General features: G+C 36.0%; 25 protein-coding genes, 7 tRNA genes and 1 pseudogene. 11 read left to right on the top strand and 22 right to left on the bottom strand.

Annotated elements, in window-relative coordinates; genetic code table 11:
- Positions 1-3 precede the first annotated feature (3 nt).
- From FHY60_RS16640 to FHY60_RS16655, 5 genes are all read right to left on the bottom strand, one after another.
- On the bottom strand, positions 4-543 hold the full coding sequence (locus FHY60_RS16640) for a helix-turn-helix domain-containing protein (RefSeq protein ID WP_139906078.1): 540 nt from the start codon (positions 541-543) through the stop codon (positions 4-6).
- 265 nt (positions 544-808) lie between these two features.
- Positions 809-973 (bottom strand): hypothetical protein, encoded by a 165-nt coding sequence (locus FHY60_RS18080; RefSeq protein ID WP_163193845.1) that lies wholly within the window; start codon positions 971-973, stop codon positions 809-811.
- Between the two features lie 491 nt (positions 974-1464).
- A complete protein-coding gene (locus FHY60_RS16645; protein WP_139906079.1) occupies positions 1465-2118 on the bottom strand; it encodes an ATP-binding protein in 654 nt (217 codons plus the stop codon).
- A 12-nt stretch (positions 2119-2130) separates the two neighbouring features.
- A complete protein-coding gene (locus FHY60_RS16650; protein WP_139906080.1) occupies positions 2131-3021 on the bottom strand; it encodes an AlbA family DNA-binding domain-containing protein in 891 nt (296 codons plus the stop codon).
- Positions 3022-3814: 793 nt separating this feature from the next.
- On the bottom strand, positions 3815-4708 hold the full coding sequence (locus tag FHY60_RS16655) for an Nmad3 family putative nucleotide modification protein (RefSeq protein ID WP_180375431.1): 894 nt from the start codon (positions 4706-4708) through the stop codon (positions 3815-3817).
- Positions 4709-4968: 260 nt separating this feature from the next.
- Here FHY60_RS16655 and FHY60_RS18630 point away from each other — a divergent pair, with 260 nt between their 5' ends.
- Together FHY60_RS18630 and FHY60_RS16665 are read left to right on the top strand one after the other, a co-directional pair.
- On the top strand, positions 4969-5268 hold the full coding sequence (locus FHY60_RS18630) for a helix-turn-helix domain-containing protein (protein ID WP_163193843.1): 300 nt from the start codon (positions 4969-4971) through the stop codon (positions 5266-5268).
- Position 5269: 1 nt separating this feature from the next.
- The gene (locus FHY60_RS16665; protein ID WP_180375432.1) at positions 5270-5473 is read left to right on the top strand and encodes a hypothetical protein; all 204 of its coding nucleotides are present in this window, start codon (positions 5270-5272) and stop codon (positions 5471-5473) included.
- Between the two features lie 204 nt (positions 5474-5677).
- On the opposite strand, the gene rlmH is transcribed toward FHY60_RS16665, so the two are convergent.
- Positions 5678-6157, bottom strand: coding sequence for a 23S rRNA (pseudouridine(1915)-N(3))-methyltransferase RlmH (rlmH, locus tag FHY60_RS16670; protein ID WP_139906082.1), 480 nt, complete (start codon positions 6155-6157; stop codon positions 5678-5680).
- 268 nt (positions 6158-6425) lie between these two features.
- Between rlmH and FHY60_RS16675 the strand changes: the two genes are divergently transcribed.
- Complete coding sequence (locus tag FHY60_RS16675) at positions 6426-7430, top strand: G5 domain-containing protein (RefSeq protein WP_180375433.1); 1005 nt, start codon at positions 6426-6428, stop codon at positions 7428-7430.
- Between the two features lie 131 nt (positions 7431-7561).
- Here the strand turns inward: FHY60_RS16675 and FHY60_RS16680 are convergent, their stop codons facing one another.
- From FHY60_RS16680 to FHY60_RS16695, 4 genes are all read right to left on the bottom strand, one after another.
- Positions 7562-8086 (bottom strand): SEC-C metal-binding domain-containing protein, encoded by a 525-nt coding sequence (locus FHY60_RS16680; protein ID WP_139906084.1) that lies wholly within the window; start codon positions 8084-8086, stop codon positions 7562-7564.
- Positions 8087-8161: 75 nt separating this feature from the next.
- Entirely contained in the window at positions 8162-8740 is a 579-nt protein-coding gene (locus FHY60_RS16685) for a GerMN domain-containing protein (protein ID WP_139906085.1), read from the bottom strand.
- 27 nt (positions 8741-8767) lie between these two features.
- Positions 8768-9550 (bottom strand): MBL fold metallo-hydrolase, encoded by a 783-nt coding sequence (locus tag FHY60_RS16690; protein WP_139906086.1) that lies wholly within the window; start codon positions 9548-9550, stop codon positions 8768-8770.
- A 35-nt stretch (positions 9551-9585) separates the two neighbouring features.
- Positions 9586-10842 (bottom strand): UDP-N-acetylglucosamine 1-carboxyvinyltransferase, encoded by a 1257-nt coding sequence (locus tag FHY60_RS16695; protein ID WP_139906087.1) that lies wholly within the window; start codon positions 10840-10842, stop codon positions 9586-9588.
- A gap of 231 nt (positions 10843-11073) precedes the next feature.
- On the opposite strand from FHY60_RS16695, the gene FHY60_RS16700 reads away from it, so the two are divergent.
- From FHY60_RS16700 to FHY60_RS16715, 4 genes and pseudogenes are all read left to right on the top strand, one after another.
- On the top strand, positions 11074-11622 hold the full coding sequence (locus FHY60_RS16700) for a 2'-5' RNA ligase family protein (RefSeq protein WP_139906088.1): 549 nt from the start codon (positions 11074-11076) through the stop codon (positions 11620-11622).
- Positions 11623-11883: 261 nt separating this feature from the next.
- Positions 11884-12369 (top strand): annotated as a pseudogene (locus tag FHY60_RS16705) (dUTP diphosphatase).
- A 125-nt stretch (positions 12370-12494) separates the two neighbouring features.
- On the top strand, positions 12495-12926 hold the full coding sequence (locus FHY60_RS16710; protein ID WP_139906089.1) for a DMT family transporter: 432 nt from the start codon (positions 12495-12497) through the stop codon (positions 12924-12926).
- A gap of 89 nt (positions 12927-13015) precedes the next feature.
- Positions 13016-14212, top strand: a complete 1197-nt coding sequence (locus tag FHY60_RS16715) for a S8 family serine peptidase (RefSeq protein WP_139906090.1) — start codon at positions 13016-13018, stop codon at positions 14210-14212.
- Positions 14213-14255: 43 nt separating this feature from the next.
- Here the strand turns inward: FHY60_RS16715 and FHY60_RS16720 are convergent, their stop codons facing one another.
- Entirely contained in the window at positions 14256-15254 is a 999-nt protein-coding gene (locus tag FHY60_RS16720) for a M23 family metallopeptidase (protein ID WP_139906091.1), read from the bottom strand.
- A 170-nt stretch (positions 15255-15424) separates the two neighbouring features.
- Here FHY60_RS16720 and FHY60_RS16725 point away from each other — a divergent pair, with 170 nt between their 5' ends.
- Both FHY60_RS16725 and FHY60_RS16730 read left to right on the top strand, forming a co-directional pair.
- Positions 15425-16396 (top strand): DnaD domain protein, encoded by a 972-nt coding sequence (locus tag FHY60_RS16725; protein WP_139906092.1) that lies wholly within the window; start codon positions 15425-15427, stop codon positions 16394-16396.
- Positions 16396-17376, top strand: a complete 981-nt coding sequence (locus FHY60_RS16730; protein WP_139906093.1) for an ATP-binding protein — start codon at positions 16396-16398, stop codon at positions 17374-17376. The genes FHY60_RS16725 and FHY60_RS16730 overlap by 1 nt, the downstream gene beginning before the upstream one ends.
- A 34-nt stretch (positions 17377-17410) precedes the next feature.
- Here the strand turns inward: FHY60_RS16730 and FHY60_RS16735 are convergent, their stop codons facing one another.
- The 10 genes from FHY60_RS16735 to FHY60_RS16780 all read right to left on the bottom strand — a co-directional run bounded on the left by FHY60_RS16735 (position 17411) and on the right by FHY60_RS16780 (position 20890).
- Positions 17411-19063: a hypothetical protein gene (locus FHY60_RS16735; RefSeq protein ID WP_139906094.1), complete on the bottom strand. Its 1653-nt coding sequence runs from the start codon at positions 19061-19063 to the stop codon at positions 17411-17413.
- Between the two features lie 195 nt (positions 19064-19258).
- Positions 19259-19334, bottom strand: a tRNA-Thr gene (locus tag FHY60_RS16740).
- Between the two features lie 3 nt (positions 19335-19337).
- Positions 19338-19414: transfer RNA gene (locus FHY60_RS16745), tRNA-Asp, on the bottom strand.
- Positions 19415-19422: 8 nt separating this feature from the next.
- Positions 19423-19498: transfer RNA gene (locus FHY60_RS16750), tRNA-Val, on the bottom strand.
- Positions 19499-19504: 6 nt separating this feature from the next.
- A tRNA-Glu gene (locus FHY60_RS16755) sits at positions 19505-19579 on the bottom strand.
- Between the two features lie 61 nt (positions 19580-19640).
- A tRNA-Asp gene (locus FHY60_RS16760) sits at positions 19641-19717 on the bottom strand.
- Between the two features lie 6 nt (positions 19718-19723).
- Positions 19724-19799: transfer RNA gene (locus FHY60_RS16765), tRNA-Val, on the bottom strand.
- A gap of 7 nt (positions 19800-19806) precedes the next feature.
- Positions 19807-19881, bottom strand: a tRNA-Glu gene (locus FHY60_RS16770).
- A 91-nt stretch (positions 19882-19972) separates the two neighbouring features.
- Complete coding sequence (locus tag FHY60_RS16775) at positions 19973-20347, bottom strand: CoA-binding protein (protein WP_139906095.1); 375 nt, start codon at positions 20345-20347, stop codon at positions 19973-19975.
- A 63-nt stretch (positions 20348-20410) separates the two neighbouring features.
- On the bottom strand, positions 20411-20890 hold the full coding sequence (locus FHY60_RS16780) for a PIN domain-containing protein (protein ID WP_139906096.1): 480 nt from the start codon (positions 20888-20890) through the stop codon (positions 20411-20413).
- A gap of 164 nt (positions 20891-21054) precedes the next feature.
- Here FHY60_RS16780 and FHY60_RS16785 point away from each other — a divergent pair, with 164 nt between their 5' ends.
- A complete protein-coding gene (locus FHY60_RS16785) occupies positions 21055-22344 on the top strand; it encodes a BaiN/RdsA family NAD(P)/FAD-dependent oxidoreductase (protein ID WP_139906097.1) in 1290 nt (429 codons plus the stop codon).
- A gap of 89 nt (positions 22345-22433) precedes the next feature.
- A complete protein-coding gene (locus tag FHY60_RS16790) occupies positions 22434-23162 on the top strand; it encodes a DUF3298 and DUF4163 domain-containing protein (RefSeq protein ID WP_139906098.1) in 729 nt (242 codons plus the stop codon).
- 223 nt (positions 23163-23385) lie between these two features.
- Here the strand turns inward: FHY60_RS16790 and FHY60_RS16795 are convergent, their stop codons facing one another.
- Positions 23386-24135 (bottom strand): acyl-[acyl-carrier-protein] thioesterase, encoded by a 750-nt coding sequence (locus FHY60_RS16795; protein ID WP_139906099.1) that lies wholly within the window; start codon positions 24133-24135, stop codon positions 23386-23388.
- Positions 24136-24195: the final 60 nt, after the last annotated feature.

The following is a 24195-nucleotide window of genomic DNA, read 5'->3' on the forward strand; positions in this document are numbered from 1 at the left end:
ACTTTAAAAGGACGGGGGCGTACTCACCCAGATAACCTTTGCTGTACTATTTCCAATATTGGATATATAGTGGTTAATATTAGGCTTGTAGCAGAAGCTTTCTCCCTTCTTAACCTTATATTTTTTACTTCCTAAGTGAAGAATTATTGAGCCTGCCAGCACATAGCCGAATTCCTCACCTTCATGGGGTTCCTCTTCAATATATCGACCGCCAGGTTCAAGGGTAATGAGAATTGGCTCCATAGAGTTTTTCTGTGCATTTGATACTAGCCAAGTCAAATTATATCTTAGTTTCTCATCGGATTTCTCAAACATGTCATCCTTCCCAAAAACTACTTTTTCTTCCCGTTCCTCTCTGAAGAACTCGTTTAAATTTGTTCCCAGGGCATCTAATATATCCTTTAAAGTTGCTATAGAAGGCGAAGTTAAGTCTCTTTCTAATTGGGATATAAATCCTTTTGACAGTTCACATCTATTTGCTAATTCTTCTTGGGTAAGCTGCTTTTCAATCCTTAACCTTTTAATCTTCTCTCCAATTTGCATACTCCACCTCTTAAAATTATATTAAGCCATAAGTTTATAAATACTAATCCACATTATAATAAATTTAAAGTTTAGATTTACTAAACTCACAATATATAATTATACATTTTTTTGTTAGGAAATCAATAGAAAATATTTAATTACTTTATTTGTAAATTAGACAAGATACGCTTGGTACCATCCATAGATTTGATTTACACAAATCTATGGATGCTCCTAGCGGAATTTTATTTAAAAAAATGCTGCCTAAATGGCAGCGTAGATATTATTCAAACTCATTCTTTATAACTCTCTTTACTAAAATATCATCAATAAGTTTTTTCTCATGAATATATCCTTCCAACAAGCATTTCTCACAAAGATTGTTTATTTTTCTAGGTATCCCTGCAGTATACTGAAATATCTCATTGATAGCTTCATCAGTAAACAATGGTGTTCCTGAACCTGCAACTTTAAGATGAGTTAGTATGTAGTCCTCTGTACCAGGCCTATCTAGTCCATCAAGTCAGAATAGATGTTGACATCCTTGAATAAATATAATATTATCATCTTGCTTAGGTGGAACTCTCTCATTCATATTTATGTCAGCCAGGACATATTGAGGGTGCTCTTACTTTTTTATCCTACACTATTTCCAGTTCCGGCGGAAGGGCATTGTGAGAAAAAACAGTACCTTTCGGTACTTCATCATTGCTAAAAACAGTTAATATACAAATCCCCACTAAAAATTCATTTCATATTTTTTGCATATGGTAAGTATCAGGTTAATTTTCTATCAACACTCTATCAACAAAAATAAAAAATTGTTGATAGAATGTTGATAGATTTATTTTATTTTTTCAGTAAATATACCCTGTATCTCTTCTCACCTTTAGGTTCTAACAACGCTTCTTCCATCATTTTATCTAAATAATATTTTGCTTATCTTTCACTGCATCCGCATAATTCTCTAACTTTAGTATTGTTGATAGAATTATTTTTTTTGAGATATTGAATTATCATATCTTTAGCTCTAATATATTCTATTTCCTTATCTTTTATATATCCAACATCATCGCCTAAACTGTAATACACTTTTTCTGTAAGAATATATTTTTTAAATCCATTTCTTTCTACATATCCATAATTTATAAGTTCATTCAAAACTCCTTGAGTATCTTCTAAAGATAATTGAGCATGTTTAGATGCATCTTTTAAAGTTATAGTTCCATTATCTTTTAAATATTTTAATATCATTATTTGACTTGTACTAAATATTATTTGATTTTTATCTTGTTCTTCGATTAAGAATTTAGTAAAATTTTTGTCTTCAAGATTACTTTTTAATGTTAATGTAACTGCTTCACTATACGTACTATATGTAGGTAATGGTTTTCCAAAAAAAATCATGTCTCTAAATATTATATCTACACCTTGTCCTGATCTTTGAACATATTTTAACTTCTGCAATGTTTCTGCGATGAGTTTATTTCTTGGAATAGATGGATGTGTTATTATGTTATTTTCATTTATACCTTCAGGAAATCCTCCAGGATTTTCAATTACAATTTTATTAGAATAGTGTTTTACATAAATAGCTCCATTGCTTTAATAATCTCTATGGCAAATCGCATTTAAAATGGCTTCTTGGAATACATTTTTAGGAAAATCTTTAACTTCAAGTCTAAATAAACCTATTTGTATATTTGTTATATAATTACTACTCTCTATTATTTCTGTTAATCTATCCAATGCCGATATAATAGGTACTTTCAAATCTATTCTCTTATCGTATTCTGTCTTATTAATATCACTATAATGCAGATATATTATTTCAGCTTGAGGTATAGTTCTGTTTATAGAACTTTCTTTTCCAACGAAAAGCATACCTGCAACAGTTAATTTTATCTTATTATCCTTCTCCTTAATGAGATGCAAATCTTTTAAAAAAGATTTATCATCCATTAATGGTAAAGTAGACTCTGGATCTCTTATTTTTAGTTTTTCTTTTATTTTATAAACTTCTAAATTATCAATATCTTCCTCGCTGGAATCTTCTATAATAACATTTGAAAAATCATTGTTTACTTTCCCCGATTGCATTATAGGAAATTCTTCTGGAAACATTGGTTTTGTATTTTTACCCAACCTTTTATACACTTCTCCGGCAGAAGTAGCATATAATGTACTCCCTTTAGATACATATATTATTAATATTGTATTGTTTTCTACAAAGACTTCTTCAATGTCAGCAAATAATTTTGGTATAGTTCTATCATAAATACTTTCCATAATATTTTGTATATCATAATTGTCACATCCTGTAATTTCCCCATTATCTTCTACGCCAATTAAAATCATTCCACCTTTAGTATTTGCCAATGCTACCGCTTCTTTTGTAATAATTTTCATAAGTTCCTTTTTGTCTTTTATCTTTTTCCAGCTTTTGAACTCAACATCTATTTTTTCACCTTTTGATATTACTTCTTTTATATCCATACTTTTAACCTCTCTTGGAATGGAATAGTTTATTTTATTATATTATTACTAAATATTATAACAGTAAACAAGAAACCAAGTCATTATTCGACTTGGTTATCTATTTGCTAAATTCGTATATATTTTCTCAACACTGTCTAAAATATTGTAACATTTATCTTTATATTCCCGTAAATCCTTTTTATTATCTTCTTTTGTAAACGATTTAAACTCTTGCTTATCTCGTAGTATTACACAAAATCATATCCGGTATTTATTTTAAAATCAAATAAACATTCATTCTATGTACTCATCCTGCTATTATATTTGACTACATTACTTTGTTAAGACATAACAATCACCTTTATACAATACAAACCTATACAAATATATCCATCTTATAAGTAAATTATAATTCTTTATTTACAATATTGTCAATATTTAACAACTTTATTCTCGAATGCACAAATAAAATTGTATTGACAAGTATAAAGTATTTTGATATTTAACTTTGACGGAGGGAATAATTCCTGTACCGTCACAACTCGCAGGAGCTTTATCTATGCGAGATTTTTTATTTTGCATAGATTTTTACAATAATAAAGTTTTAATAAGATGTCATTATTAATGAAAAGTAAGCGTCAAAGTTTTAGTACCTTTAATAACTTGAAAAATAGCATTAAAATATCCCAGTAAGGCAATTTACTAAACTTTACTGGGATTAACTTATTTCCTATCTTTAATTTTCATATTTTCAGGAATCTTATCTGAGCAAGGCATAAGATTCTCTCCTCTAAAATTTATAATTCTAATACTATATAATGAAATTGCTAGTTATTAAATTTTTAGCCCATTCTTCTACCTCTGAATTGCCACTTATCACAAACTCTTGTCCTCTTCCAACAGTCTGCAATAGACAATAATCATCTTTTAATTGCCAAATTGGATTCCCTTTGGGACTAATTAGTTTTTTGTGAAATGTCATTTTTGTATTAAACTGCGGATGAAAAAAACGTGGTAGCTTCCATAGTGATCTATTACTCTGCCCACCACAAGTTAACACTAATGATTCATCGTAATTAAGCCAACCATAGCCTGGCAATGTACTGTTAAAACTTAATTTTTCACTAGCAATATATGCCGTATTTTTTGTCCTATTCCTATCATAATAATGAGGATGACTAAGTTTCCATTCCTCATAGTTTTCTTGTTTTGAAATACTCTCAATTTTACCTACTTGAAGGTATCCCCATATAACTTGTTTATCTGTTTTATTTACAAATGTATATTTGCCATTTATTTTCTTTACATCTTTGAACCATCCAAAAAATAAAAACAAATCTCCTTCTTCAACCTTTTGATTTGCTAAATGCGATTGTGATGTACTACATTGCCCAAATATTCCTCTCCAGTCAGCATCACGATTTTTCTTAGTACTAGCATTTACATCTGGATCTAAATGCACATATCTCTTTTCAAAACCTTTAATGCCTAATGAATCCATGACATCTGCATACGTATTTCCTTCTTTCAAATAAATATCACTGTAAGTTATCCCTGTATCAATAGAGTTTCCATCTATGTCTTCTGGTATAGGTAACGATACATGATATTTTTCATCTATAAACAAAGGGCTTGGATATCCTCCTGCCTCAGAATCAAAGCCTTTTCTACTCAAAATTATTTTCATTATATTTTTCACCACCATAAACAAACATAATTCTACAATTTAATTGTACACCTTTTTACATTATTTTAACATTAATTCAGTTCATCAAATTTATATATTATTCTACAAAACAAAAATCTACTACAGTAAGTATTTTACACTTATCATGGTAGTAATGTTTTTAGCAATGATAAAGTACCGAAAGGTACTATTTTTTTCTCACAAAGCCCTTCCGCCGGAACTGGAAATAGTGTAGGATAAAAAAGTAAGAGCACCCTTAATATGTCCTGGCTGACATAATGGCTAAATTTAAACATTTTACATTAGAGGAAAGAGTCTCTATTGAAATAATGCTTAAAGCCTCCCTTTCTTTCAAAGCAATAGCCAGAGAGCTTGATCGAGATTGTACAACCATTTCCAAAGAGGTTAAAAATCATATCATGTTCAAGCGAACAGGTTCTTACGGTAGACCTTTTAACAACTGTATTCATCGTTTAACTTGCAGCAATACATATCTATGTGAGAAACCGCATAACACGCATCTTCTACTGCGACCCTTCAGCGCCATACCAGAAAGGTGCTGCGTAAAACAACCATGAATTGATTCGCAGAATTGTTCCTAAAGGCCAGAGCTTCAACTTATTTCAACAGAAGGATATCTCATTGATGATGAGTCACATTAATTCTTATTCAAGAAAAAAGCTGAATAACCAGTCTCAATACTCGGTATTCAGCTTCCTTTACGGCGCTAAAACGCTCGCAAAGTTGGATTCAGAACTCATCAAACCAAATGAGATTATGTGAATGCGAGTTTATTAAAATATTAACCTACTCAAGCAGGGATTACTGTTGGCGCTTAAGTTAAAACTTTTCCAATGAGTGGAATTTACCTTTGCAAAAAAACGATAAAAATTCACCTACACTTCCTATATGATACACTTACCTTTATCTATTTAAACTCTTACTTTTGAATTGAAGTTAATTATTAATTTTACTAAAAAGTCTACGTCACTTATGGTACGGCTCACCGTTAATTATCCTGAAAGCCCGATAGATCTGTTCCAATAACATTACTCTAAACAACTGATGAGGAAAAGTCATTCTGGAAAAAGACATCTTATAATCAGATCGTTGCTGAACTGACTTAGCCAACCCTAATGAACCACCGATGACAAAGGCTAAGTTGCTTTCTCCCCGTACTCCCAAGTCCTTTATTTGTGCGGCCAGTTCCTCTGAGGAAGGCTGCTTCCCCTGTATTTCCATGGTAATAACGAACATATTATCCTTTATATACTTTAATATTAAGTCTCCTTCCTTTTCCTTAATGATCTGTTCCTCCTTCTCCGAAGCATTTTCCGGAATCTTCTCATCAGGAACTTCTATTATCTCAAGCCTGCAATACCTTGATAGGCGTTTTGCATACTCCTCTATGGCATCTCTCAGGTACCTTTCTTTAACTTTTCCTACAGTAATCAATGATATATTCAAATACAGCAACTCCCTTACTTTACATTCTTTTATTACTCTATTATGTTTCTACTCAGTGTCTATGTCAATATACAGAGTATAATATCAAATTAAAGTCATATCTTACAGTCTATAGCAGCATGGTTAAACATAAAACTCCCTATCGGACATATCCTTCCAATAGGGAGTTTATTATATTGTATTCTTGCCTAAGTTTGACAAAACCTTAAAATAACGTTATCATTTTGATAGGTTTGTGATAAGGGAGGTTTTCATCATAAATACAAAGTTGCAATTTAAGAAGGTGAAACTATCGAAAAAGTTAGTAGCCCCTGTTGTATTTCTTCTTCTTATAGGTGTTCTAACTACTGTGATACTGACTAAAAGAAAAAATATAACAGTACTTATAGACGGAGTGCCCACAAACTACGTTACATATAAGGCTACTGTCAGTGAAGCATTAGCCGATAAGGAAATAACCTTGGGACCTAAAGATAAAATTTCTCCTGACCTAACTACAGAAATTAAGGACGAAGACACTATAGCAATAAAGCGTGCAGTGAATATAAAAGTTGAAGTTGATGGAAAAACATTGGACATTCTTTCCGCTGAAGAGGATATTAAGGCAGTATTTTCAGTTGAAGGAATAAGCTTAAAGGAAAAAGACAAGGTAACTCCGGCTTTGGATACAAAGTTGTGGGAAGGCTTAGCAGTCAGCGTTATCAGAGTTGAGAATAAAAACGTTACAGTATCAACTCCCATTGAGTTCAAGACTGTAGTAAAAAAGGATAGCTCAATGGCCAATACTAAAAAGAAGGTAGTCCAAGAGGGAAAAGTGGGTGAAAAGCAGACTACTTTCGACGTAGTCTATGAAAACGGCGTTGAGGTCTCAAGGACCCAGATAAGCGAAACAATAGCCCAAGCTCCTGTAGACAAGATTGTTGTAGAGGGCACTTACCCCTCAATGCCTGTATCAAGAGGGGGAGAAGTTCTTCCATATTCAAAGGTATTTACCGCCAGGGCTACTGCCTACTGGGCAGTAAGAGGTGTTGGCAAGACCTATACGGCATCAGGCCGTTTGGCAGTTAGAGATCCCCAAGGCTACAGCACCATAGCTGTGGACCCTGATCTAATTCCCTATGGCACAAAGCTCTTTGTAGAAGGTTACGGCTTTGCCATCGCAGCAGACACCGGCACCGGCATAAAGGGAGAAAAAATCGATGTGTATTTTGATACTCTTGCAGAAGCTAAACGTTGGGCAGTGAAGTACGTCAAGGTATACGTACTAAAGTAGCTATTAATGACTAGAGATTCTATAGAAAATTGCGTCACAACGCAATTTATTTCAAATATACAACAGCCCCTTTTAATTTAAAATTATAGCCATTCAGCATAGAGCTGAATGGCTTTCTTAATTATTAATAGCTACTCCGCTGCCACTTCGGATTCAACCTTGTTAGCACAGCACTTCTTGTATTTCTTTCCGCTTCCACATGGACACGGATCATTTCTTCCTATTTTAACTTCCTTCACTACTGTCTTGGAATCCTTCCATTTTCTCTGGATTTCTTTTCTCTTTTCGGGAGAGAAGATTCCATCCCACTGAGGTAAAGTATATAAGTAATCTGCCTTTGCGTCTAACATATTAAAATATAACTTTTCAAAATCTATATTAAAAGTAAGTTCTTGATCAATGTCCAAATTTTCTAGATCAAAGCCTTCCACAAGGCTGTCATTTATCCCATCTACAAACCCCATAAAAAATTCCGGTGTTGTCTTGAATCTTTCAGCTAATTGTCTAATGCTTCCCTTTAATGGTTCCTTATGGTTAGCAAGAACTTCTGTGTACACTCGTGTTTCCATGTCGCCATACTCTTTCCAGAAAGCATCTTCTCCTCTTTGTTTTACATAATCAACAACCATATCGGTCCAATCTTTATAAAGGCTCATAATTTTATTCTCCTTTGCATTATATATGTAGTCATTAAAATAATTATAATAAAGTTTTAAAAGCTTTTCAACAAGTTAGTTCTCTTCCTTGGTAATTCTTAAGCTGGCTATATCTTCTGGTGAGAAAGTCTTTGATATATTAAAGTTCCCACCTAGACTATCTACGTTTTGGTTTTCTACCAGAATTCTAATTTTTTCAATGGAATCCAGCTGAGTTATAGATTTAGCTATACTTTTTAGACAAGCCTCTTCCTTGCCCGGGGACATAGCAACCATAGCCTCTTTACTAAAGTTAATAATTGCAATACCATCCTTTATAGAAAAACTTATAAGCCTTGTATCTTTCGGAAGTATGGGTTTTAGCTTGCTTTCTATGGAAGGACCCTTTATAAGCTGATTTATTACGAGTTCACCCATAAGCTCCTCTTTGTTTATAAGCAATTCTTCCTTTGCAATGTCTATTGTGTTTTCGTCCTTAGACGCATCAAAATAGACATCAAGGTCTATATAATTATCCTTCTCATTTTGCAATTGCACATTTTCTAACTTTTCCTTATTACCCTTGCTAACTTTTTCCTGCTTCTCACAGCCTATAGTTATAGCAGCGGAAGACATAATAGAAATGGTTGTTATAAAAACTAATAACTTTTTCATAGCTTCCCTCTTTTCATATGGCCTAGCCTATATTTTAATATAACTGCTTGGCTTACTTCTGTCTGCCATAGTAAGTATAATATCTTTACCAACATTTATCTTGTTATCGTTTAAGATATTGGTAACTGTCGCATAAGCCAGCTCAGGATAGTTGTTAGTATTACTTAAATGTCCCAGCACTATTCTCTTTTGCTTGTCAGTGACAATCTCTGTTATTGCATAACCACAGGCCTCATTAGACAAATGACCTATGTCGCTTAGTATCCTTCTCTTTAACTCATAAGGATAAGGTCCAAATTTAAGCATTTCAACATCGTGATTACTCTCAAGCAACAATATATCTGCATCCATAATATTTCTTTTCACATCCTCAGAGAAATACCCTAAGTCCGTTGCTATACATACTTTCTTACCTCCAGATAAGAGAGAGTATCCAGATGGACCAGCGGCATCATGTGGTATATCAAATCTTTCAACATCTATATCCTTAATTGATACCGCTGTATCCATAATCTTAATATTATGTTCCTTTATATTTCCTATAGCCTTAGCCATACCCTTCCATGTTAGTTCATTTGTATATATAGGTATATTATACTTTCTCGATAAAATACCAACCCCTTTTATATGGTCACTATGTTCATGGGTGACAAAAATAGCATCAATTTCTTCCGGTCTTTCACCAATTTCCCTTAGTGCACCTTCTATACTTTTTCCAGGCATTCCTGCATCTATCAATACTTTTGCATTATCGGAGGATATGAATATAGAATTACCGCTGCTGCCGCTGTACAAAGAACTAAATACCATCAATTCTCCTCCCTTACTTCCATTGGTTTATTTGACTATTCTTCTACTCTATCTATATGAGCACCAAGGGCTCTGAATTTTTCCTCAATTTTTGGATATCCTCTATCAATATGATCAAGGTTATGTATTTCACTTACCCCCTCAGCAATCAGTCCGGCTATTACCATGGCAGCTCCAGCCCTCAAATCTGTGGCTTTTACCACTGCTCCGGTCAATTTGCTGACTCCATCTATAATGGCGGCTCTTCCTTCAACCTTTATATCTGCACCCATCTTTTTCAGCTCATCTACATGCTTATATCTACATTCCCATATGCTTTCATTTATTATGCTGCGTCCCTCTGCAATACACAAAAGTGCGCTCATTGGCTGCTGAACATCTGTAGGGAAGCCGGGATATGGCAATGTCTTTAAATTTACAGCCTTTAAACGTCCCTTTGACACTACAGTAATACTATCCTCATCCTCTATTACTTCTGCTCCCATTTCAATAAGCTTTGCAGTAATGGATTCAAGATGCTTTGGAATAATATTGTCTATTTTGACTCTTCCTCCACAAGCAGCTGCTGCAATCATGAAAGTTCCCGCTTCAATTTGATCAGGAATTACACTGTAATCACAGCCATGAAGTTCTTTTACACCGGTAATTCTTATAACATCGGTACCCGCGCCCTTTATATTTGCTCCCATAGTGTTCAGGAAGTTTGCAACGTCTACTACGTGAGGTTCCCTGGCTACATTTTCAAGAATAGTTGTACCTTCTGCTAAAGCAGCAGCCAGCATAACGTTGATGGTAGCCCCTACACTTACTACGTCAAAAAATATATTGGCTCCAACGAGCTTCTCAGCTTTTACACAAACAGCTCCATGCTCAATTTTCACTTCAGCTCCCAGTGCTTCAAAGCCTTTAATATGCTGATCTATGGGCCTAACTCCAATAGAACATCCCCCAGGGAGCTCAACCTTTGCTTCTTTAAATCGTCCTAACATTGCTCCGATAAGATAATAAGAAGCCCTCATCTTTCTTACATCATCTGTGCAAGCATCCACACTGGTCATACAAGTACTGTCTATAACTGCAGAATTGTTCCATCTCTTTATTTTGCAGCCTAAAGATTCCAATATTCTCTCTAGGCAACGAACATCCTCTATGTCAGGTATATTATCTATGTTACTTACTCCGCTGCTGGCCATTATAGCCGCAGGAATTATAGCTACCGCTGCATTTTTTGCACCGCTTACTTCTATTGTTCCATTTAATGGATTACCGCCATGTACAACTAATTTTTCCATTATTTTAACCATCCTTACTCAAAAAATCCACATATTAAATCTATTTTCAAGCATAAAACACTCATTTTATCATAATTACACTATCATAAGTTATATTATAGCATAAGTTAATATAAAGTTAAGCAGATTTTTTTTACAATATCGGCAGTATTTATTGAAAACATATAAAATATAAAGTATGATATAATTATTGTGAAGGATTTTAATTTTACTTAGACTATGGGGGTAGCAATGAGATATTATTTAGTGGCGTTATTTGATAACGATTCCTACAAGGAAATTGAAGAATTACAAAGGAGCATAGGCAAGAAGTATAAACTGTATAAAAATCCACCTATGCTGCACATCACTCTTGAAATAGTAGGCGATCCTGATATTAATAAACTGGATGAAATCCTTCTCAAAATTTTTAAGCCCTATAAGAAGTTTAAGGTGGAGGTTTGCGACGTTATCTGTTTTGATGAGCCGTATAAGTCCGTAAACCTTAAAATTGAAAATAAGGGCTATATTCGCCGTTTGACTCGGGTAATCAACGATACCCTAAAGCTCCACGGCTTCGATGTCCGGGAAAACATACAGGACTGGGACTTGCACATTTCTCTCGCCAATACTAATTTCGCCACAAGAGAATGGAGCAAGAACGAGTATGCAGCTGCCTGCAGCCGGGCTAAAAAAATAGGCTTCTATAAGCTTGCTAAAATTGATAGAATTGAACTTTGGAAACCAATCAACAATAAGAAAGAAATGGTTGTTAGGACTTATAACCTCAGGGATTATTAATATATGCAAACTTTGGAGAATATTGCAAGTATTTTATTGCTTGTAATATTCTTTCTTTTATTTCAGTAGCTTTTTCGACAATTTTTAAAAATTTTTAATTATTTTTTCTCGAAACCGTTTACTGAAACTTTAAATTTTAATAGTAATTCGTTAAAATAGATATGGTGGATTATAAAATTAAATATGAGAAATTTATAAAGACACAAATCTAACTATACTAGAGAGCATGTTTAGACTATCTCAAGGAAAGGAAGCCTTTATATGAATTTACAACGACTCTTTGCATTGCAAAAGGAATTGGATTTAAAAATAGTATCTCAGCATAATCTACAAGCAGAGAACCTTTTACAAAAAAAGATTCTGGCACTTCAAGTTGAAATCGGAGAATTAGCAAACGAAACACGGTGTTTTAAATATTGGAGCGATAAAGAACCTTCTTCATAAGAAGTAATTTTAGAAGAATATGTGGATTGTCTTCACTTCATATTATCTATAGGCCTAGATAAAAATTTTGTGGATATAAATTTAGAACCTAAAACTGTTAACTCCAGTCTCACAGAACAATTTCTTAATTTATATATAGACCTAAATGATTTTGTAATTTGCTTATCTCATGACCAATACTTGACTTTATTCGATGATTTCATAAGTCTAGGCATAGCTCTTGGTTTTACAGATCGCGATATAGAAAATGCTTACTTAGAGAAAAATCACAAAAATCACTCAAGACAAGAAAACGGATATTAATCCATTTTACAGTTATCACTTAAAAGCCCGTTTAGTAATATAAATTCTAATTCACAGAATTTTTATTACTAAGCGGGCATTTATTATTGTGTTTTGGAGAAAAATAACCTTGAGGTGATAAAGTTATGTCTGGTCTGATATTTGCAATAGTTGCCGGCGTGGCCATGAGTTTACAGGGAGTTTTTAATACAAGACTGGGCGCAAAGATAGGCTGCTGGCAAACCAACCTAACAGTCCAAGGTACCGCTTTTTTAATAACTCTTTTAGTTGTACTCTTTGTACGAGACGGTAGTCTGAAGAATATTAAGGATGTAAACAAATTATATCTTTTAGGTGGTGTACTTGGAGTTGTAATTATCTTCACCGTAATGAAGGGAATAGAATTTCTCGGGCCTACCTACGCCATTTCAACCATCCTGGTAGCTCAGCTCACTGCCGCTGCAATTATAGATGCTTTCGGACTCTTCGAAAGCACAAAAGTGCAATTTGGAACAACCAAAATTATTGGTGTTTTGGTAATGGTGGTTGGCATTATTATTTTCAAATGGAAAGGCTGAAATAAAATTCTTCAGCCCTGTGATAACATTTATCAGCTCCTTCATATACTATAATGGTAGCCCTTTTTAACGTATGGAAGGAGATATACATGTTTTTGACTAAAAATAAGATAGATTATAGATTAAAGTATTCCTTGGATAATAAACTTTATAAAAAATATAGAGTCAATGTCTATTGTAGGACCCTTACAGAAAGTACTGAGAAAAAGATCAAATCTCTAAAAGGAAATATACATTGTTCCATACCCTGTTTGAATTTTATATGTGCCACTTTAACTCCTATGGCAATAGAAAGATTGACAGAGCTTCCTGAGGTAGAACATATCACAGAAGACAGCTACGCTTTTCTCTGCGGCAGCAGCGTATTGTCTGCCAATGGTGTAAGCCTTAAAGGAAAATATAACCTTACGGGAAAAGGTGTGGGCATAGCCCTTATTGACAGCGGAGTTTATCCCCATCAAGATTTGCAAAAACCAAATAATAGGATTAAAAAATTTGTGGACCTCTTTGGCAAGTATAAGTATCCTTATGACGATCACGGTCACGGCACCTTTATCGCCGGGCTGCTTTGCGGCAGCGGTTACTCTTCGAAAGGCATGTACAGAGGTGTGGCTGAAAACAGTAATTTATATGTAATAAAAGCCTTTAATTCCCTAGGCCGAGGCCTTATATCGGATATTCTGTATGCCCTTGAAATTATATCCCGGGACTATGAAGAATATAACATAAGGGTTGCTTGTCTTCCTTTTGAAATAATGGAGAATGATCCTTATGTTTTAAAGCTCTTCTCTAAATCCTTTGATAAATTGTTGGCTCTGGGAATTATTCCTGTAGTTCCTTCGGGTTCCATGGGCAATGAAGAAGGAAGCATCACCGGCATCGCTGCATTGAGCAATTGTATCACAGTAGGCGGCTTGGATACTACATCATCAAACATAACTTCCTACGTCCACTCTTCCAGCGGCCCTGTAGGTAAAGTAGATAAGCCAAATGTTGCTGCCGCCTGTGTGGATATATGCTCACTAAATACAAATGTTAACTATATTCCGGAAAGAAACGGCGTAAGACTTTTTCCCCATAACCTGGAAAGAGCCTATACAACCTTTACCGGCACTTCCTGCACTGCTGCTTATATAAGCGGAATATGTGCCATGCTTTTTGAAAACAATTCATCTCTAACCTTTAAAGATATCTGCTCCCTATTGAAAGTCTCCTCTACAATGATAAATATATCCCGTTGGCTTCAGGGATCCGGTATCGTAGATATCCATAAATTATTGCCATAGAATAAAGTTGCCTCAAAGGGCAACTTTATTGATTTTATAAAGTCTAATTTTTGTATATGTATGGGTATGGATTTACAGGTTTTCCGTTAATTATGACTTCGAAATGAAGATGCGGGCCCGTACTGTTTCCTGTGCTGCCTACGTCCCCGATCAATTGGCCCTTCTTTACAGTATCCCCTACAGCTGCCCTTAGTTTGCTGCAGTGACCATATATGGTTTGAATATTATCTTCATGCTGTATCTTTATCATTTTTCCATAGCCGCTGGCCCAGCCTGAATAAATAACTTTCCCATCCATAGCTGCATAAATGGGATCACCGGTGTTGGCTGCTATATCTATACCCTCATGCATTCTTCCCCACCGAAGACCAAAGTTGGAACTTATACTCCCCCTGGAGGGAACAGCCATAGATATGGTCTTTTGCCTATTGGCGCTGACAGTTTTTCCATCTTTGCTTGCATAGGCTATTTTAACCGCCGGTGATGTACCTTTGTCAGTATTTTCTATCAATTTCTTTACCGTATCTTCAACCACATCTACCTGACTGAGATTAACCTCTATTTCCTTATATTCTATCTTGCTGCTTATACCGGGAAATTTTTTGTTATCCTGTGCAGCCTTGTTGGAATAGTGAGTGCTTAATAAACTCACCACCTTTTGCCCTTCCTCTTTGCTGGCCAATATAGCCACAAGATTTCCGTCCACTCTCATTTCTACAGCTTTGACCTTTGTGTTCAGGGCATTTATAATGTTATTTCTTATATCCTCTTCACTGCTCATTGCCTCAGTATTTGCGATAACACTTAAATAAACGGTATCCTTATCTATCTTTATACCTTTAAATCTATTAACCAATTCACTATATACTTTGTTTACCATTGTCTCTGCAGCATTCATGTCTTTTACGCAGGCCACTGCGCGTCCGTTGACATATACTTCATAAGCATTGGGAGCCAGTAGATTGTAGAATCCTATGCTTCCCACAACACTGGCACAGACTATGACCTTTGCCAGCTTGCTTATACCTCTTTTACTATTCACCTTCACGCATCCTTTCCAATAAATTAGGTAGACTTTCTTAATTTTCCCACAAATATTTTTTTTATTCCTTTTATGATAATTTTTCTTGGTTGAGGTACTTAATCACCTCTGCTATAATATAATTGACACAAAAGACTGTGTCTGAATCTAATATGAAAGGGCGGTTAGGTATGAGTACCTTTATGTTTAAGAAGTCTTCATCAGACTATACACCGGTCAGCAATGTATTCATTGAAAAGTATATGCCTAGAGCCCGAGGGGAATTTGTTAAGGTATATTTATTAGCATTAAAATATTGTATCCATGGAGAGTTAGGTGTTAATTCCTCGTTGATGGCCTCCACTCTTCATCTGTTGGAATCTGATATCATGAATGCCTGGAACTACTGGAACGAAGAAGGGGTAGTTAAATTTACACCCATCGACAAAATGGGCAACTTCAATATAGAATTTGTAGACTTAACAGAGGATTCCCAAAAGACTGGTAACGAAGTTAACCTTTTAGAGGAGCTGACCAATAACTCCACAAAAGATATGCTCCATGAAATTGAGAAACTGGTATCAAGACCCTTGGCCTCTAAGGAAATGTCTACATATATAAGCTGGCAGCGGGATCTTTCCTTTAGTCCGGAGATAATCTTACTGCTGATTGAGTACTGCGCCTCCAAAGGAAAGTGTGATTACAGGTACATAGAAAAGGTTGCTTTAGCCTGGCACGATAATAATATAAAGACTATAGAGCAGGCACAAGCCTTCATCAAAAAACATGAAGATAAGTGGGTAAAATATAAGAAGATCTTATCTTACCTTGGCATAAAAGATGGGGAAATAATGAAGCCTCAGGAAGATATGCTAGATAAATGGGTGAATAGCTATGCCTTCCCTGTAGAAGTAATCCAGAAGGCCTGCGATATTTGTTTTGAACGTTTAAACCGGGCAGATTTTAAATATATCGATGCAATTTTATCCAGCTGGTATAAAGACGGTTTAAAGACTATACAAGATATTCAAACCAAGGATCGAAAGAGTACCTTCAAGAAAGCCGTACCCCATAAGTCTCAAAATGATAACTTTAACAACTTTGAGCAAAGGGTATATGACTATGACTCTTTGGAAAAGAAACTGTTAGGGTGGGATAAGTAATGCTAAAGGGATACCATTCCGATATAATTCGGATGTATGAAATTATTAGAGATGAAGAAAATGCAGCTCTTCAGAAGCGTAGAGCTGAAATCGAAGAAAAACTTCCAGAAGTATTAGACTTAGAAAGACTCATCGGAAAACTCTGTGTAGAACTTTCAATGAGCGCACTAAGAACCATTGAAAATAGAGAAGAGTATATAAAAGAGTTAAAAGAAAAAATCACTGACCTTAGGATGAAAAAGACTGAGCTCCTGGTTTCTAATGGGTACAGCCAGGATTATCTCTCCCTGCATTACCGCTGCAATAAGTGCAAGGATACAGGTTATATCGGTTCCGCCAAGTGTTCCTGCTACAGACAAAAGCTTGTTAAATTACACTACAAGGACTCCGAGCTCAGCGAAATACTGAGGGAAAACAACTTTGATAACTTTAATATGGAATATTACTCTGCCAAAAGAATAGGAGATGAACCGGAAAGCCCCCGTAAGAATATAGAAAAAATCCTTTCAAAGGTTTTGAGTTTTATAAAGAACTTCTCCTCTACGAAGGATAACCTGTTATTCTATGGTAATTCCGGCACCGGTAAGACCTTTCTTTCTCACTGCATCGCAAAGGAGCTTTTGGATAAGGGCTATTTTGTTGTATACAAAACTGCAGAAGAGCTAATTCAAAACCTTAGAAAAATACGTTTTGAAAACGACGAAACCCTAGAGCAACAGCTCCTAGACTGTGACTTATTAATAATAGATGACTTAGGCACGGAACAGATCAATGACTTTTCAAAGACAGAACTGTTCAACATCCTAAATAAGCGCCTATTAAGACAGAAAAAAATACTGGTATCAACCAATTACTCCCTAAAGGAGCTTGTATCAATTTACTCTGAAAGAATTACCTCCAGGCTTTTGGGTAATTTCAACTTATGTAAATTTTACGGCGAAGACATAAGAGTAACAAAAAACTTACACTCACTGAAATAAAAAAACTGCATCTTAATGCAGTTTTTTTATTTACTCATTGCCTTATGGTTTCTTTGCTGTAGTACCTGTATTTACTTGATTCTGAGCTAATTACACTATCCAGCTTCCATACATATCCCTTGGAATTATCATATAAGAGATAGTAAAGAGCCACTACAGAAACTGTCTCATTGTCATAGGTTAAGCTTCCATAGACATAGTTTATATTCTTATATCTGGTTTTTGACAGTATTTCATCGAGCTTAAAGGTATTTGCTTCAGTTTCCGTAAGCTTATGGTTATCTGACCACCAGAAAAAGTCACTTCTGCCCTCTACCTCGGCCCCGGACAGGGAAGCTGCTATTGCATCTCTGGATAGGGCAGTCACCGAAACATCCTCCACAGTGGACTTAGAATTACTAACATAGGTCAGTCCCTTTAAGGAAACATTAAATACATAGGTAGCTGCCAAAGTAGAATTCAGCATTCCTGCAGTATTTTCCCTCTTCAAAGTGACCGTCAACTTTTTCTTGCTGTCATCCAATTCTTTGCTCTGTATAGTCATAGACTTGGAAAACTTGTCTTTTACTAAAAAGCTTTTACCACCAAATACTGAGTTGTGAGCTACATACTCCTCAAGGCCCTTATTTTGAATCTGCTCCAATATAAGATCTTCTGAAAGTGTCTCTGATATAGCAACCTCAAATTGCTTATCAGCTTCATTTTTAATCCCATCTACGGTCCATACTTCATTGTCAAAGCTCAGGCTAATAACTACATTTCCCTTTGCCTGCAGCACTCCACCATCAATAATGACCTCCGCAAGCACCTCTTCCTTTCCTGCTTCAAAGTCAGGAGTCCTTTGTAAAATCTTTAAGCTATTAACTATTCCTTCACTTAATCCTACCTCTTCGCCCGCCGCTATTACCTTTTGTTGCTTGATTTCCTGAAGCAGTTTTGTTTCTTCCATGCCTGCAACAGCCTTAACTGTTATATCGTTCTTTAGTGTTATCTCATCCATCAGCTTCCACTGATTTCTTCCTTCCCTTTTATATGCTACTTGAAGAGAGCCTTTCACTTCTAAAGAGTTGTTGTTTAAAACAGTAGATATATCAATGTACTCAACGCCCTGTTCCTTATTATAAACTCTGTTAACTACAGTCATCTCCTTCAGGAAACCTCTTTCTATTTCGAAATTGGTCCCTTTAGGCAGAATTATAGTCTTACCAATCAGGTCAGCCTTTACCTGGGCATCCTCAACCTTGGTATTCAGCAGATAGTTATAGGCCAAAAAACCGGATACCCCTAAAACAATTAAGGCAAAAAAGGGTATGACAAACAATTTGCTAGAGATAGCATTCCTTATTCCAGTTAGGACTTTAGATCTTTTTAATGACTTTCTAGCCTTCTTTTCCCGCTCTATTACCTCATCTGTTATAGGTGGCATCTCCAAAGTATCATGTATTTTTGCCTTTTGACCAGCAGAACCTTGCCCTATATCCCCAGTTTCCTCCATATCTTGGTCAATTTCTATTTCTACACCGTCAACATAGGTTTCTTCTGCCTGAACTTTGTCCTCTTCTTCGCCAGGTGTGTCCATTTTCTCTTCAGAGGCTATAAACTTCATTGTAAGCTTACTGCCGCAATATGGACAGAACTTAAGCCCATCTATATATTTGAATTCATTATTACAAATATTACAGTTCATTCTCAGCCTCCATAAAATCATAGTAAAATTAATTCCTTACCATATATTATAGTATCAAAGACACTTTTCAACAATAATTGATTTGTTTTTCACTACTTATTTTATATGCATCTGAAAAAATTTTAGTCCAAGCTTTTTTACTTTTAATATAAATAAAAATGTAAAAAAACCTTGGAATCAAATCCAAGGTTTTAATGGAGCTGGCAATCGGAATCGAACCAACAACCTGCTGATTACAAGTCAGCTGCTCTGCCTATTGAGCTATGCCAGCATATGGCGACCCAGAAGGGACTCGAACCCTCGACCTCCGGCGTGACAGGCCGGCACTCTAACCAACTGAGCCACTGGGCCATATTATGTGGTGGGCACAACAGGGATCGAACCTGTGACCCTCTGCTTGTAAGGCAGATGCTCTCCCAGCTGAGCTATGCGCCCACATAATGGTGACTCCTAGGGGAATCGAACCCCTGTTACCACCGTGAAAGGGTGGTGTCTTAACCGCTTGACCAAGGAGCCAATAAGAATATATGAACAAAGTATCCGGATTTTCAAACCATCATCTACTTTGAGTCAAATGTGGCGACCCAGAAGGGACTCGAACCCTCGACCTCCGGCGTGACAGGCCGGCACTCTAACCAACTGAGCCACTGGGCCATAATGTGGTGGGCACAACAGGGATCGAACCTGTGACCCTCTGCTTGTAAGGCAGATGCTCTCCCAGCTGAGCTATGCGCCCACATTAATGGTGACTCCTAGGGGAATCGAACCCCTGTTACCACCGTGAAAGGGTGGTGTCTTAACCGCTTGACCAAGGAGCCATTTTCACTTGTTGTACGGGCCTCGCGACCCGACATAGACTATAATACAAGAAAACTTTAATAGTGTCAACAACTTTTTTCAACATTTTTATCAAAAAATTTTTCTTAGTTCTACAAGCGCACAACCCTCTATTGCATTGATGCCGTTTTCCCTGCAAAACTCTAGTATTTCTGTACTTTCAGCCCCTGGCTGTATCAGTATTTTATCTATGCCTAATTCTTTAGCTTCCTTAACAACCTTTATTCCATCCCTGGGATTTATACATAAATCCAGTACATCGATAGCATGAGGAACTTCCTTAAGGCTCTGGTAAACACCTTTTGCTGAAACCCCCGGCTTCATGCCGCTTACATTAAACCCTGCATTCTCAAGACTCATCTTTATTTTGTAGGCATACTTCTGATTGTTTAAAACATCTCCGGCTACTGCCCAATTTTTAAATTTCATAAATTCTGATGCATTCATTTTCTTATTATCCCTCCGTATTGTTCATCATATTTGCTTGATATTATACAATAGAGATCCCTGCTACAATTCTATTTTCTTACCTATTTCCGTCAGAAAATCTTTATAGCTTAATACCCTAGATGGTCCTAATAAAGTCTTAGCACTATTATACATTCTTTTATCATCAGTTACCAGAACATATTGTTCATATTTTTTACAGGTAGCTATGAGGCTGAAATCATTGGCTGACAGCTTATTATCATCTATATAGTAAATATTCTTATTTTTATCATACCTGAAGGAAAATATACCGGTAAAATCTTGCTCATAGATACTTTCATCAACTTCAATTATATGATCAATAAGTTTAAGAAACTTATCTGTAAGAATAGGCATACCGTTAAATTCCCTATATTCCTTTACAGATAGCTCTCCGGCTATATTTTTAGCCACCTTATAATCTATTCCTTCGGCATCGTCAATTTTATCAAGGAGATGAGGCTGCTTGTTCCAGAGCTTTATGACTATATTGCTGTCCAGTAAATATTCCCTACGGTTCATATCGGCTTTCTCCTTTTAGAGTATATTTTTTAACCTCTATAGTTTATAATATGCCCAGGTACTGTTTACTGATGTATAAATTATTAGATAACTTCTACTGATTCCTCACTTATAAAAATTATGATAAAATATTAGAATACTAAAGGATATGGAGATGATTAAGTTTGAAACATCAGATATTGGTATTAGGCGGTGGTGCTGCTGGAATTACTGCTGCCATTACTGCAAAAGATTATGGAGCAGACGTTGCTATTATTGAAGGTACCGATAGAATTGGTAAAAAGATATTAACTACCGGAAACGGCAGATGTAATATTTCAAATAATACTATAGATTCTACTTTGCAGACATATATAGAAAGAAAAAAGACCGGTGAGCCTCACTACCCCATTCCCTACCACAGCAATAATACAGACTTTTTTCTGCCGGTACTAAGGGAGTTCACAGTAAGTGATACGGTAGACTTGTTTGCCATGCTGGGGTTGCCTCTGACCACTTTAGAAGGCGGTAAGATGTATCCCCTTTCTCTGCAGGCTTCCTCTGTGTTGGATATTTTTAGAATGGCCTTAGAAGAAAGGAACATTCCCGTCTATACCGGGAATAAAGTGTCCGATATTAAGCCATTTAAATCCGGCTTTAAAGTTACAGCGAAATCCTCTGAAGGTGATATTGTATATCAATGCGAAAGATTAATTCTCTGTACTGGCGGAAAATCTGCTGCCGCTACTGGTTCTGATGGCTCCGGATACAGTTTAGCAAAAGCACTTGGCCATAGAATACTCCCCATCCATCCGGCCTTAGTTCAGCTTAAACTAGACTACAAAAATTTAAAGGCCCTCTCCGGCATAAAGTTTGATGGTTTTGCCGAAATAATAGTCGAAGGGGAAGTACTCAGAAAGGAGTTCGGTGAAATACTTTTTACTGACTATGGCATCTCCGGCCCTCCAATCTTGCAGCTTAGCCGTATTGCTTCCGTAAACCTTGAGGGCGGAAAAAAGGTTGAAATAAGGATTAATATGTTTCCAAACCTGGATGCTTACGACTTAGATAATTTTATTGAAAATCACAAGGCTCTCTTTGGCCACAGAAGTTTAATGAATGCCTTCATTGGCATCATAAATAAAAAGCTTATACCAATAATATTAAAGGAATCCGGTATCGTGAATATTCACAAACCGCTTTGGGAAGTTTCCTGGAAGGAAAAAAAGTCACTGCTGGAACATCTTCAAAGCTGGAAGTTCGTGGTCTGCGGCACTAATTCCTTCGCCAACGCACAGGTGACTGCCGGCGGTGTGGACACCACTGAAGTTGATTCAAGGACATTGCAATCTAAACTTCATAAAAATTTATATTTCGCCGGTGAGATACTAGATGTAGATGGTGATTGTGGCGGCTATAACCTGCAGTGGGCCTGGAGCTCCGGCGTAGTTGCTGCCCGCAATTGTGTAAAATAAATATGTACCTGTAAGCCTGCTTCTGCATATTGTAAATAGGAAGGTTATGGCACCACATTGCCAACCTAATATATGAGGAGGCAGGCTTAATGTTTTATTATGATTACTACCGCCATATTTGTCCTTATGGCACCGAAATTTACCGTATGGATTCACCAAATAACCCTATCAATGTAGTTACCAAGAACATTAAAACCAGTAACGAAAAAATCAAGGTGGAGCTCAGAATTCCTATAATCCAGGGTTCTATAGCTCCAAATATACTAAAGCATATAAATTCAAATTTTGAAAATGACATCATGGAATTTAATAGTCAAATGGAGCAAGCTGCAGATGAAAATGCCCAAGCAGCAAAAGCAGCCAATAAAAAAATAGATCCCTACCGGATTTCCAACATTTACGCTGTAACATACAACAAAAACAATATAATAAGCCTTTCCCTAATATATGAGCAGTATATCAACGGAAGAAGCTACTATATACGGACAACCTATAATTATGATATCAACACCGGAAAATCCTTATCTGTAGCAGACTTATTCAAGCCCGGGGTTAATGCGAAAGCTTTAATTAACACAGAGATAGTGAAGGAGCTGGGCACAAATCCTCAAAAATACTTCCCCGGTGCCATACAGTCCTTTAAGGGTATAGCTGACGACCAGCCCTTCTATATAGATGATCAGGACCTGGTATTGTTTTTCCGTTTCAACGAAATCGCACCGGTTGCCTCAGAAATTCCGGTAATAAGAATTCCTCTATCTCGGTTCGGAGACTCAATTAAGCCCCAGCTGCTTCGAGGTGGAAGTTTCAGTGAGTAATGAGTAATGAGTGATGAGTGATTATGGATGAAATTCAGCGGAGCTGAATTTCTACAAAAATTACTCATTATTCATTGCTCATTACCCATTTATTCCGCTATAAACATGTTAGCATACCTTCCGGCACTAAGTTTATTCATTATCATATCGCATTTACAGAGAAAGATGAATGATATTTTGAATAAGCTACACAGGCAATACAATCCACATGGGTATTCACAGCTTATACCTTCTCCCATCTTGTTTCTAATAGGGCAAGAATATTACCCTCCCTGTCCTCTATGCTGTGGTTACATACAACTCTATCTTCAATGTTGTTTATCTGTACCTTAGAACTTACAGCTTCACCATATTTAGTCTCCTTCTGATAGGTCACCTTGATGCCTTTCAGAGAGTAATTTAGCACAAGGTCTAAGGGTACGACTTCTATAGCCCAGGATACATACTTAGAATTATTGACATGCTTATTGGTATCAATATCGCTGTATCTTACATTGAAGATTTTTTCTTCCTGTATGTTCTCCGGTTTTGATATGTCTTCTATTTGCAAGGTATCCTTACAGTCTTCGGCTATGCCGTAAGCCTCATACATATTGGTTTCTATCCGTACAGGTTTCTTCTTCTCTATGTTTACTAAAAACCATATGGACTTTGCCTCTGCAATTAACTGTCGGGACTGATTATATATTTCAAATATTCTATAGGCATAAAACCGTCTGAACCCATAGGGTATGGTCTTTATTACTATCTTCTCTCCATAATGCGGGTAGCTGTATACCTTTATATCCCACTTATACAGAACCCAACCTAAGCCCTTGGAGAAAAGATAATCCATTCCTATTCCCAGCTTCTCACTTTGGTCTGTTGCTATATCTCCCAAAAAGTCTATTAGACTTGTTATCTTCATCTGCTTTCTAAAATCTACCTCATAATAGTGAATTTCATATTCTTTGGACATTTCTTTTTTTCTCATAGTACGTTTAAGGTGGCTGAACCCTAAACACTCACCCCCTATTATGTTTAGTCAATATTA

Source organism: Clostridium thermarum (assembly GCF_006351925.1).
GTDB classification, from domain to species: domain Bacteria; phylum Bacillota; class Clostridia; order Clostridiales; family Clostridiaceae; genus Clostridium_AU; species Clostridium_AU thermarum.

Excerpts from the sequence above, each read along its gene's own strand:
- FHY60_RS16640 (WP_139906078.1), bottom strand. The coding sequence starts at position 543 with ATGCAAATTGGAGAGAAGATTAAAAGGTTAAGGATTGAAAAGCAGCTT.
- FHY60_RS16650 (WP_139906080.1), bottom strand. The coding sequence starts at position 3,021 with ATGGATATAAAAGAAGTAATATCAAAAGGTGAAAAAATAGATGTTGAG.
- FHY60_RS16655 (WP_180375431.1), bottom strand. The coding sequence starts at position 4,708 with ATGGTGGTGAAAAATATAATGAAAATAATTTTGAGTAGAAAAGGCTTT.
- FHY60_RS18630 (WP_163193843.1), top strand. The coding sequence starts at position 4,969 with ATGGCTAAATTTAAACATTTTACATTAGAGGAAAGAGTCTCTATTGAA.
- FHY60_RS16680 (WP_139906084.1), bottom strand. The coding sequence starts at position 8,086 with ATGAGCCTTTATAAAGATTGGACCGATATGGTTGTTGATTATGTAAAA.
- FHY60_RS16685 (WP_139906085.1), bottom strand. The coding sequence starts at position 8,740 with ATGAAAAAGTTATTAGTTTTTATAACAACCATTTCTATTATGTCTTCC.
- FHY60_RS16690 (WP_139906086.1), bottom strand. The coding sequence starts at position 9,550 with ATGGTATTTAGTTCTTTGTACAGCGGCAGCAGCGGTAATTCTATATTC.
- FHY60_RS16695 (WP_139906087.1), bottom strand. The coding sequence starts at position 10,842 with ATGGAAAAATTAGTTGTACATGGCGGTAATCCATTAAATGGAACAATA.
- FHY60_RS16700 (WP_139906088.1), top strand. The coding sequence starts at position 11,074 with ATGAGATATTATTTAGTGGCGTTATTTGATAACGATTCCTACAAGGAA.
- FHY60_RS16710 (WP_139906089.1), top strand. The coding sequence starts at position 12,495 with ATGTCTGGTCTGATATTTGCAATAGTTGCCGGCGTGGCCATGAGTTTA.
- FHY60_RS16715 (WP_139906090.1), top strand. The coding sequence starts at position 13,016 with ATGTTTTTGACTAAAAATAAGATAGATTATAGATTAAAGTATTCCTTG.
- FHY60_RS16725 (WP_139906092.1), top strand. The coding sequence starts at position 15,425 with ATGAGTACCTTTATGTTTAAGAAGTCTTCATCAGACTATACACCGGTC.
- FHY60_RS16730 (WP_139906093.1), top strand. The coding sequence starts at position 16,396 with ATGCTAAAGGGATACCATTCCGATATAATTCGGATGTATGAAATTATT.
- FHY60_RS16735 (WP_139906094.1), bottom strand. The coding sequence starts at position 19,063 with ATGAACTGTAATATTTGTAATAATGAATTCAAATATATAGATGGGCTT.
- FHY60_RS16775 (WP_139906095.1), bottom strand. The coding sequence starts at position 20,347 with ATGAATGCATCAGAATTTATGAAATTTAAAAATTGGGCAGTAGCCGGA.
- FHY60_RS16780 (WP_139906096.1), bottom strand. The coding sequence starts at position 20,890 with ATGAACCGTAGGGAATATTTACTGGACAGCAATATAGTCATAAAGCTC.
- FHY60_RS16790 (WP_139906098.1), top strand. The coding sequence starts at position 22,434 with ATGTTTTATTATGATTACTACCGCCATATTTGTCCTTATGGCACCGAA.
- FHY60_RS16795 (WP_139906099.1), bottom strand. The coding sequence starts at position 24,135 with ATGAGAAAAAAAGAAATGTCCAAAGAATATGAAATTCACTATTATGAG.